This is a genomic window from Roseburia sp. 1XD42-34, assembly GCF_009917385.1.
Lineage (GTDB): Bacteria > Bacillota > Bacilli > Bacillales > Amphibacillaceae > Virgibacillus.
In genome coordinates, this window is record NZ_QWLJ01000007.1 from 156,516 (window position 1) to 166,825 (window position 10,310).

10 protein-coding genes are annotated in these 10,310 nt (G+C 37.1%); 4 read left to right on the plus strand and 6 right to left on the minus strand.

Translation table 11 applies throughout. The annotated features are described in order from the left end of the window. Window positions 1-27: 27 nt before the first annotated feature. Complete coding sequence (gene trmB, locus D1839_RS06120) at window positions 28-681, minus strand: tRNA (guanosine(46)-N7)-methyltransferase TrmB (protein ID WP_120379145.1); 654 nt, start codon at window positions 679-681, stop codon at window positions 28-30. 77 nt (window positions 682-758) lie between these two features. Here trmB and D1839_RS06125 point away from each other — a divergent pair, with 77 nt between their 5' ends. Then, the gene (locus D1839_RS06125; RefSeq protein ID WP_120379146.1) at window positions 759-1,046 is read left to right on the plus strand and encodes a YtzH-like family protein; all 288 of its coding nucleotides are present in this window, start codon (window positions 759-761) and stop codon (window positions 1,044-1,046) included. Here the strand turns inward: D1839_RS06125 and D1839_RS06130 are convergent. From D1839_RS06130 to D1839_RS06150, 5 genes are all read right to left on the minus strand, one after another. Then, the gene (locus D1839_RS06130) at window positions 1,021-1,851 is read right to left on the minus strand and encodes a phosphotransferase family protein (protein WP_120379147.1); all 831 of its coding nucleotides are present in this window, start codon (window positions 1,849-1,851) and stop codon (window positions 1,021-1,023) included. The two genes, D1839_RS06125 and D1839_RS06130, sit on opposite strands and share 26 nt — an antisense overlap. Before the next feature lie 176 nt (window positions 1,852-2,027). Next, the gene (locus D1839_RS06135; RefSeq protein WP_120379148.1) at window positions 2,028-2,963 is read right to left on the minus strand and encodes an NERD domain-containing protein; all 936 of its coding nucleotides are present in this window, start codon (window positions 2,961-2,963) and stop codon (window positions 2,028-2,030) included. Beyond that, window positions 2,938-3,522 (minus strand): RNA 2',3'-cyclic phosphodiesterase, encoded by a 585-nt coding sequence (gene thpR, locus D1839_RS06140; RefSeq protein WP_158589612.1) that lies wholly within the window; start codon window positions 3,520-3,522, stop codon window positions 2,938-2,940. The genes D1839_RS06135 and thpR overlap by 26 nt, the downstream gene beginning before the upstream one ends. 46 nt (window positions 3,523-3,568) lie before the next feature. Continuing rightward, window positions 3,569-4,279, minus strand: a complete 711-nt coding sequence (locus D1839_RS06145) for a pseudouridine synthase (RefSeq protein WP_120379150.1) — start codon at window positions 4,277-4,279, stop codon at window positions 3,569-3,571. Between the two features lie 11 nt (window positions 4,280-4,290). Next, complete coding sequence (locus tag D1839_RS06150) at window positions 4,291-5,904, minus strand: putative polysaccharide biosynthesis protein (protein WP_120379158.1); 1,614 nt, start codon at window positions 5,902-5,904, stop codon at window positions 4,291-4,293. A 229-nt stretch (window positions 5,905-6,133) separates the two neighbouring features. Here D1839_RS06150 and D1839_RS06155 point away from each other — a divergent pair, with 229 nt between their 5' ends. From D1839_RS06155 to D1839_RS06165, 3 genes are all read left to right on the plus strand, one after another. Beyond that, on the plus strand, window positions 6,134-7,399 hold the full coding sequence (locus tag D1839_RS06155; RefSeq protein WP_120379151.1) for an NAD(P)/FAD-dependent oxidoreductase: 1,266 nt from the start codon (window positions 6,134-6,136) through the stop codon (window positions 7,397-7,399). Between the two features lie 80 nt (window positions 7,400-7,479). After that, window positions 7,480-7,680 (plus strand): hypothetical protein, encoded by a 201-nt coding sequence (locus D1839_RS06160; protein WP_120379152.1) that lies wholly within the window; start codon window positions 7,480-7,482, stop codon window positions 7,678-7,680. A 500-nt stretch (window positions 7,681-8,180) separates the two neighbouring features. Next, a complete protein-coding gene (locus D1839_RS06165; RefSeq protein WP_120379153.1) occupies window positions 8,181-9,374 on the plus strand; it encodes a dicarboxylate/amino acid:cation symporter in 1,194 nt (397 codons plus the stop codon). Window positions 9,375-10,310 lie beyond the last annotated feature (936 nt).

Here is a 10,310-nt window from a genome sequence, read left to right on the forward strand (position 1 = left end):
CGAGCATTCAACGAACTCGCTAAGCTGTTAGCTGTTTCCTTTGTGATTACATGTGATACGGCAACGGTAGATCGGCTGACCCTTTGCTGTAAACTTCTCTTCATACTCTGTCATGCGATTTGTGGGGTCGTTCGCTTTATGCAGATCAAGATTCACTTCTTCAATTCTCATTCCATTTTGCGAAAAACTAGTTAATGAATATTCAAACAGCCCCATATTATCGGTCTTTAAAATAATTTCGCCATTGGGACGCAAAACTTCTTTATACTTATCTAAAAAAGCAAAATATGTCAATCTCCTTTTCTCATGTCGGTTTTTTGGCCAAGGATCAGAAAAGTTTAAATAAATTTTGGATAATTCATCTTTTGCAAATATTTCTGTTAAACGTTCAGCATCGACATGCAACAAACGAATATTTAGCTGTTCCGATGCTAGTACCTTTTGGGCAGCAGTAACGATAATACTTTTCGCCACCTCTATGCCAATAAAATTAATATTCGGACATTGTTTCGCCATTTCGACGATAAATTGCCCTTTTCCTGTTCCAATTTCAAGATGGATGGGTGCATCATTTGTAAACACATCCTTCCAACTGCCACGATAACTGACCGGATTGGAAATAACCGTGTCCGGATGTTCCTGTAAAAAATCATCTGCCCACGGCTTATGGCGTTGACGCATATATGTAAACCTCACTTTCTGTATACGAGTATAGAAATGAATAAATGAACAATACTATGATTAGAGGTGATTTGAAGATGGAACTAAACACAAATAACCAACTAACCTTGCTTATGGATTTATTAGATGAACATTACAGCGACTGTTGTGGAAGCGTTTCTGAATATCAACAAATTACTAGGCTAGTGAAGTCACTCATGCAAAATAGCTCGATTACCAATCAACAACTGCATGCGTTATTACCTGAAATATACCACTACGGAAAAAACGGTGAATCCTCACGAGATATAGAAGCACACATCACGGCGAATAATAAGCAGTTGGCGACGTGGATTGATGCTATTCACCAAACAAGTCTAAGTTAAAATTCCCTATTTGTTTATTTAATACTTGTAGCTCGTGCAAACGATCTACAAATTTAACACCTTCATCACGTTCTTTATGCCAACATAAATAATGAAGGGTATCAAGTAATAAATACCAATGCATCCGCCCCAGTAGGTGAGTGTCTGTTGCAATACCGTACTGACTTAACCATTCACGCCAATTTTCTTGTGGTATATACCAATTTAAAATCATTCCATAATCGATAACCGGATCGGCAATTAACGCGTTATCCCAATCGATAAGATATAAATTCCCTTCTTCGGTTAAAAGTAAATTATTATGATTTAAATCACCATGACACACGACTAATTTCTGCTTCCTCGTAACAGGAAGCAATTTTTCTAAGTTGATTAGTGCGAGATTGATCTGCTCATGTGTATGATGTAAATCAGTTTGCAATAAGCGTTTTTTGATGGTATCGAAACTTTCATCTGAAGTAATCGGTTTTTTTCCTAAGCGCATAAGCATGTGCAACAATTCAGAGGACTGGTGAATTTTTCGTAATAAGTCTGCAACTCGTAAATGTTGCATTTCTACTGGTTTTAATTCTCTTCCCTCCAGCCATTCTTGTGCTGTAATGACGTCACCATTCTCCATTCTTTTTGTCCAAATTAGCTTTGGTACAATCCCTTCTGCCGATAAAACAGCTAAAAACGGGGATGAGTTCCGTTTTAAAAATAACCGCTGGTTATCCTTCGTTGCCAGGTAAGCGTCTCCCGTAAGCCCACCTGCTGGCACTACTTCCCACTCACTACCTAGAACTCGCTTCAGCCAGTTCACCATAAATTCCTCACATCTTTCAAATTTTAGCGTTCAATAATATATTTTATCTATATCTAACCAAAAATACAAATCTGAATAGCTAATGATTTGTGCAATTAACATTTCAGGAAAAAAATTCGGAAGAAAATCCGTTTTTTCTGTTAGTTATAAGTTACTAAACAGGAAACGGACTAGCGTTAAAATTCTTCTGCAACAAATTCAAATGGGCTGCGTTCTTCTTCCCATTCCGGGCGTTTTACCGAAGTAGTTTGTACATGTTTTAATAATGCTTCCGCTACTTTTAACTGCTGGTTTTTTAATGGAGTAGACATATTTCGCTTTTGCGAGAACCAGCTATCGTATTGCTGTTTCCCAATAATTTTCGTCTGATACGGCTCAGCTAAAAATTGAACTGGATTAGATTTAGCTAGAATGGTTTTCGTAATTGGGAAATTTAAATGATAATGAGAAAGGATGCCTTTTATAATGTTTTCCGTTCGTTTTAGAGCGATGTGTGGGTTTAACAATTTTCCCCTGCTATTTTCCTTTTCAACGATCCACGTTCGGGCATCTTGCGCTACTATCGTTGCTCCAGTAGTCTCCCTTAATTGGTAGATGATTTCAATGCCGATTGGAGATATTAAAATAATTTCGCACTCTACTGGAGCTTTTTTAATTGCAAAAATAGGGTAATACAAAAATAAATACGTATCTGGAAACCGTTGTAAAAAATATTTAATCTCACTATCTTCTGTCCATTTCTTATCAACAAAGGAAATATCGGTTACCGTTGAAGTAGCCCACTTCATTTGTAAGTGCAATAATTTGTCTAAGTAATATTGCTTTAACCCTTGCTTAGTTTCAGGGAGATCAAGATCAGCAGTATATTCTTCGTGGTCTACATCAACTGCTTTTGTTTTGCGCTTCCACACCTTCCAGCGCGGATGTTCCTTTGCTTCGTGCATCATTTCAGTATGATCCACAGAGCTATTAGCTGCTTTTTCCCACATATCTTTCAATTGGTGCCAGTTTTCGTTTTTTAAGCGAATAAATTGACTAGGATATCGATATGGATTCCACTCATACCGGGAAATATAATCTTGTAATTTAATCAATTGCGCCAGTGTTTTCACCTCCCAACGCTTTAAAACAAGCTTTTACGTTGTATTTTGGCTGTTCCTTTGGAAAAATTTGATATAGGACAAAGCGGTCAACATATAACCGGTTGATGGAATGGTTCATACGTTTTGTCTGTGCTATTTCTTTTTCCATGCTTCCAGTACCGGCCCATTTCTTTGCTAATGTGATGTGAGGAATGTATGGTCGCTCTTCCGATGAGAACCCCTCTTGTACTGCTACAAACTGTACCTGTTTCGCTAAATCTGTTAAAGCCTCGGTCGATTGTACAGCAGAATAGATAACGCGAGGTTTATCAGTGGAGCCAAAAGTACCGATGCCGCCTACTTGTACATAAAAGGGAGAGAAAGAAATTGTTTGCAACTTCTTCACCAATTCCCATACTTTACTATCGGACACCGGTCCTAAAAACTTTAAAGTAATATGAAAATCCAGCTCATGTACCCACTGCTTGTAAGGAAGCTTAGACCTTAAAATTGCTTGCTCCTTACGGCAAGCAGATTGCATCTCTTTAGATAATGGGATAGCAATAAAATAATGTGGCTGTTGTAACATCATTAGCCTCCTATAAAAACCTATACTCATTCAAGACTATTTTGCTTTAAATTTCATACAGTAATTTTAATTCTTCTGTGTTTAATTCTCGGTATTGACTCATTTTAAGCGTATCGTCAAGTCGTAGTTTTCCCATCCTCGTTCGTTTTAAATATAGTACTTGTTTATTAACGGCACGAAACATTCGTTTAACTTGATGAAATTTCCCTTCTGTTATAGTAATCTCTACCGCTGATGTTTCTCCCTGTTGCAAAATGCTTAATGTAGCAGGCTTGGTTATATAACCATCATCCAGCGTAACTCCATTAGCAAAAACGTTACCATCTTCTTCTGTTACTTCACCTTTAATCTTTGCAAAATACGTTTTGGGCACATGTTTTTTCGGAGATAATAATTCATGCGCTAATTGTCCATCATTTGTTAGTATTAGCAATCCTTCCGTATCCTTATCAAGCCGACCGACAGGAAATGGACGAAATTTTTGTAACTCCACCGGCAACAAATCAATGACTGTCTTTTCTTTTTTATCCTCGGTTGCGGAAATTACACCAGGTGGTTTATGCAGCATGATATAGATATATTTTTGATATTGAACAAGCTTCTCGTTTACTTTTATCATATCGTTATCCGGATCAATGTGAGCAGAGCCATCTTTCATTACTTTATCGTTCACCGTAACATGTCGTTTTTTAAGCAATGCTTTTACTTCTTTTCTACTTCCAATTCCAGCATTGGCTAAAAATTTATCAAGCCGCATTTTTTACTCTCCTATCGCCGGAAAATTTTATCTAAAAACCGAATTCGATTTCCAAGCACTCTTTCTAACAATGTTGAAGCATAAGCCAACCATAAATAAACAAATCCACCCAAACATACACATACAATTAATGTGAGCATCATCCCAAAACGAGTATCTGGTACTGCTATACCTAACAAATATTTACCTAAAACGATCACTAAGCTCATTATTGCTATGAAAATCAATATTAATAACGTTCGCTTAGCTAATGGTTTATAGGAAAAGTGGACCGCTGACCGAATACACCATAAATTAAGTACAGTAGCAATACCTACAGCCAATGCTGTTCCTAAAATAGCACCCTTTGCCCCGAACATATAAATAAGCTGTATGTTTAACAATAGTTTTACGAGCACACCTGCCGATAAACTAATAACAGCAAACCGTTGTTGATTAACGCCCTGTAAAATAGATGAGGTAACTGTAAAAAGCCCAAAAAACAAACCTACGGGAGCATACCAAGCGAGCAATTCACCTGAAATTTCAATTTGTTCCAAACCAAATAATGCTCCATACGCTTCTGTAGATAACAGAGAAAGCCCAGCAACAGCAGGAAGAATTAGAAACATTACAATTTGCAGGGCCTGGTTAATTTGCTTCTTTAACAGCTGGTTATTTTGTTGTGTAAATGCTTTGGTCATTTCTGGAAGTATAGCTAAAGATAAGCCTGTTGCAATTGTGACAGGTATAATAACCAGTTTATGACCATAGAAATTCACGACCGAATAGGTAAAATACCATAAATCTTCTCGGCCACTAGCTACCATTGCCCTTTCAAAAGTAAATTGATCAATCAATTGGTACAAAGGAGTTGCTAAGCCGACTAAAACAAACGGACCCGCATAGCGAAATAACTCTTTTAACATATCACGAGTGCGAATATCATACATATATATTTGTTGCTTCCGTTGTCTATCCATATACGGTTTTCGCTTTTGCCAGTAAACCCATAATACAACACAGGAAGCGACTGCACCAAGGAAAGCTGCAAAAGTCGAAAATCCAACAGCTGCAATAATGGACCCACCTAAAACATTAACAATAACAAAGGATCCTGCTAAGATAAAAAAGATACGTACAATTTGTTCCATTACTTGTGATAAAGCTGTAGGACCCATCGAATGATACCCTTGAAAGAAGCCTCTAACGATACTCATAGCGGGAATCAAAATCAACGCAAAGCTTACCATCTTAATAACAAAAGCTACATCTGTTCTTGATATTGCTTCGGCATTTTCGCTCGTAATCATTCCAGCCGCCAACAAATCGGCGCTAAAAAACAGCACAAAAAAAGCGATTATCCCAGTTGTAACCATCAAACTCATCCCAGTACGGAACATGCGCATTCCTGTTTCATAATCTCCAACAGCATTATATTTAGAAACAAACTTGGATACAGCTAATGGCACTCCAACAGTAGAGATACTAATAAATATATTGTAAGGTGTGTACGCTAAGGAAAAAAGCGTCCCACCAGTTGCACCAACTAATGAATTAAAGGGAATGACATAAACCATTCCTAATAATTTAGACAGAAAGGTAGCTCCTGTTAACAATATCGTTCCACGTACTATATTCGACATTTTTTCACCTGCATTTATCAACATTTAATAAAAAGCTTCTATATATTATGTAATTCGTTTTTCAAAATTAGCATATGATCTATTTTATCACATTTTTCTTTGTTTCCTCTCCTTAAATGACAACATTGTTTTACAAAATGTTTCTTCTTCTTCATACATTACCGTTTACCAAGATAAATTGTCTCTTTTCCTTGTTCATGGTACGATACTACGGAAAGGAATGAAGAAAATGTCCTATGACGTAACCATTATTGGTGGAGGACCTTCTGGTTTAATGGCTGCTATTGCCGCAGCTGAGTCAGGTGCCAACACTTTATTACTGGAAAAAGGAAAGAAACTAGGAAAAAAACTGGCTATCTCAGGTGGTGGCCGATGTAATGTAACGAATCGTCTGCCTCAAGAAGAAGTCATTAAGCATATTCCAGGAAACGGAAAATTTTTATACAGTGCTTTTTCTATATTTAACAATTACGACATTATTGATTTTTTCACCCATTTAAATGTCCCATTAAAAGAAGAAGATCATGGCAGAATGTTTCCAGTTACTAATCAGTCTAAAACGGTAGTTTATGCATTACTGAAGCGCATGGAAGAGCTAAATGTCACAGTAAAGCTAGAGATGCCTGTAAAAGCAGTCCACTACGACAAGAAACACCATACTATTATCCTCTATAATGGGGATAAAATTCAATCTAAAACCATTATCATTGCTGTTGGAGGTAAAGCGGTACCTCAAACAGGTTCTACTGGAGATGGGTATGCATGGGCAAAAAAAGCCGGACATACAGTTACCGATCTATATCCTACAGAAGTTGCTTTAGTATCTAAGGAACCTTTTATCCAAAATAAATTATTACAAGGTATTTCCTTACGTAACGTTCGTTTATCTGTGCTTAATCAAAAAGGAAAAAACATTATTTCCCATCAAATGGATATGATTTTTACACATTTCGGGATTTCTGGTCCAGCAGTACTGCGTTGTTCCCAATTTGTTGTTAAAGAAATAAAAAAAGGGCAAACTGCTGTTCCAATGGAGCTTGATCTATTTCCTAATGCCACTGAACAAGACCTAGTTCAGCAACTCTCGGAAAAGATTCAAGCAACACCTAAAAAATCGATTAAAAACTTGTTAAAAGGATGGGCGCCAGAAAGGTTTATTGGGTTTTTACTGGAACGACATGGCGTATTTGAAGATCAAAAAGCAGGAAATCTTTCCAAGCAATGGGTATTGGATTTTATACACGATTGCAAACAGTTTACATTTTATGTTCATGACTCCCTCCCCTTGGAAAAAGCGTTTGTTACTGGTGGTGGCGTTTCCATTAAAGAAATTGTTCCAAGTACTATGCGTTCTAAGGTAATGGAACGTTTATATTTTTGTGGGGAAATATTGGATATTCATGGCTATACAGGAGGTTATAATATAACATCTGCACTTGTTACAGGCAGAATCGCCGGTTTAAATGCTGCTATTGAAGCAGAGGTTGGAAGTTGATACCTTGTATCGTTTTTAGGCTTTTGCTTAACCTAATAATGTCTGTTTTTATCACTCTAAGGGCAAAGAAAGGATCGATGATGGTGCAAAAAAGTGGAATGTGGATACCAATTATTGCTTCTGTAGGCGTAGGTGCTGCTACATTTTATACGATGACGAAAAACAATCAAAATTTTGGTCAAACCATGCAAAAAATGATTCCTTTTGTATCGCAAATGTCAAATTCTAACACTGCTAATAACGGCGGTTCGCAACAATTAGGTCCTTATGGGATGAGTTAAATGGGCAAAGCGCACCTTAGTAAGGTGCGCTTTTATTAAAAGATAAGAAGTATAAAATGATGGCTAGGGGATAACGAAATAACCGAATATCCACGTCCGCGCATAAGCCCAGCAACTAGGCGACTGCACAAAATCGCCCCTCCATTAAAGCCTCATCGGTTGTAGCTAAGAGGAAGGCCGACTAAATACGGGCTTGCCGCTCTGGCATCAGCATACCCCTGTTTTTAGTGGCATGACTCCTAAAACTTTAGTTGATGCGTTCCATTCGCTACGTTGCTAAACGTGCGCCCTTGCGCCTTTGTTCCCTTTTTGTATAGAGGGGAGGCGTTAATTGCTTGAGCAGGAATAAATGCTGATTCAAATGCCAGCATTATGAATAAAATAATTATTCAATAGCAAGGTATTCATATAATTGTACTTTTTTCTGAATATGCATGTTAGACGAATTTATACATATTGTGTACAATAGATAATATTAAAATGAAAGGAGGACGATCCATTTGAAAGGTTTTGGATTACTACTACGCATTATCATCGCTATAGGACTAGGGATTGCGTTTGGTTCATTTCTAAATGACTGGTTTATACGTTTATTTGCAACATTCAATGATCTGTTTGGTAACTTTTTAGGATTTATAATACCGTTAATTATTCTCGGATTTATTATTCCTGGTATCGGTTCAATGGGAAAAGGAGCTGGAAAATTATTAGGACTGACAGCAATTATCGCATATTCTTCGACAATTATTGCTGGAATCATTGCCTTTTTATCTGCTAAAATGATTTATCCTAACTTATTAAATCAACAATCACTTCAGTCTTTTTCCGATCCAACAAAATCATTAAGCAGCGGATTTATCCAAATTGAAATGCCCCCACCCATGGGCGTGATGACCGCATTATTGCTTGCTTTCGTACTTGGATTAGGAATTGCAGCAATTAAGGGAGATACGCTTTACAAACTATCCCTTGATTTTAGAGACATTATTCATTTAGTAATTGAAAAGGTAATTATTCCGTTACTTCCGTTTCATATTTTTGGTATCTTTGCCAATATGACTGCTGCTGGTCAAGTAAGTACTATTTTAGCTGTTTTTGCTAAAGTCTTTATTATGATAATCATCTTACATTTGCTTTACTTATTCGTACAATATACAGTTGCAGGAGGTTTAAGCAAGCAAAACCCATTATCTATGCTCAAAATAATGGCACCTGCCTATTTTACTGCTTTAGGAACACAATCTTCAGCAGCTACCATCCCCGTTACTTTAGAGCACGCTAAACGACTAAAGGTACGAGAAAATATTGCAGATTTCACAGTACCATTACTGGCAAACATTCATTTATCAGGCAGTACTATCACGTTAGTAAGTTGTGCATTAGCTGTATTATTTTTACAAGGCGAAGCAGCTACGCTTGGAACTATCTTTCCATTTATATTAATGTTAGGCGTCACAATGATAGCTGCACCAGGAGTTCCAGGTGGTGCAGTTATGGCAGCAATTGGACTTTTGGAGAGTATGCTAGGCTTCGACTCAACCATGGTATCACTGATGATCGCCTTATACTTAGCCCAAGACAGTCTTGGAACAGCTTGTAACGTTACTGGCGACGGAGCAATTACAGCTATAACTGACAGCTTAAGCAGTAAGAGAGAAACCTTCAATGGTGAAGCTGATATAGCTCAGTCTTAATAAATAGTTTCAATGTTTTTAGCAAAGTTTATCCAAGTACTCCTCCACACATGTTTTCAACTTGTTGGAGGAGTCTTCATTTTAGTGAGAGAATCTAGTTGCCTATTTAGAGTTTGAACGAATTTTCCAGTGCTTTACATTCTCTGCTTAAACGCCAAGATCGCCATGCCTTCATTTGCGGATAAAAGAGATACTGAGCGTAAAAGTAACAAATTAAGGCAAAAAATATGTAAGTAATAGTGAAAACTCTCCACCAGCTCTTTTAACCTTAGTTGATTTTTTTAACCTTCTTGTTACCATAATATTTTTTTTTTCATTCGCTCAGCTCCCAAATAAATGACGTTTAACACTTTTATAGTGTTACTTACCTCATAGCCATTACTGAATGGCTATGATAAGCGAATGTAAGTTTTTTTTCTTTTCCAACCACAGGAACGCTCCCTTCTATGCTGAAATACTTCTACTTTTACAGTTTTTTAGGTAAATCATTTATCTAGCTTATTTTTTGTCACAAGCTTAAAATGAACCCCACAGATAACTTAAAGTTGATGTTTTAACGAAATTCGTATATTGCTGGTAGTGGTCGTTCGTAAAAGATATGCCGACAATGCATCTTTTCTTAAATCTTATTGTTACAAGATATCTGATGTAAAGTAAACTTATTGCTTGGCTTTTTACAACATGGATATTCTGGTCTTTTACTTTCGTAGGAAGCTCGATGCATCATTGCCCTGACCCCTTTTTCTAATTAGGAACAACACATATTTAGTATGAGCATAATTTTTGTCCCTTTCTGTGGATTGTTACAATAAGGAGTACCACCAACCAGGTTTAGTATAGAGCCTAATGTTCTAGAAAAACAAAAAAACTGACCATCTTATTTGATGTGTCAGTTTTCGCCTTATTGCCTGGCGGCGTCCTACTCTTGCAGGGGCA

Coding starts and splice junctions, on each gene's coding strand:
- trmB (WP_120379145.1), bottom strand. CDS start 681: ATGCGTCAACGCCATAAGCCGTGGGCAGATGATTTTTTACAGGAACAT.
- D1839_RS06125 (WP_120379146.1), top strand. CDS start 759: ATGGAACTAAACACAAATAACCAACTAACCTTGCTTATGGATTTATTA.
- D1839_RS06130 (WP_120379147.1), bottom strand. CDS start 1,851: ATGGTGAACTGGCTGAAGCGAGTTCTAGGTAGTGAGTGGGAAGTAGTG.
- thpR (WP_158589612.1), bottom strand. CDS start 3,522: ATGTTACAACAGCCACATTATTTTATTGCTATCCCATTATCTAAAGAG.
- D1839_RS06145 (WP_120379150.1), bottom strand. CDS start 4,279: ATGCGGCTTGATAAATTTTTAGCCAATGCTGGAATTGGAAGTAGAAAA.
- D1839_RS06150 (WP_120379158.1), bottom strand. CDS start 5,904: ATGTCGAATATAGTACGTGGAACGATATTGTTAACAGGAGCTACCTTT.
- D1839_RS06155 (WP_120379151.1), top strand. CDS start 6,134: ATGTCCTATGACGTAACCATTATTGGTGGAGGACCTTCTGGTTTAATG.
- D1839_RS06160 (WP_120379152.1), top strand. CDS start 7,480: ATGGTGCAAAAAAGTGGAATGTGGATACCAATTATTGCTTCTGTAGGC.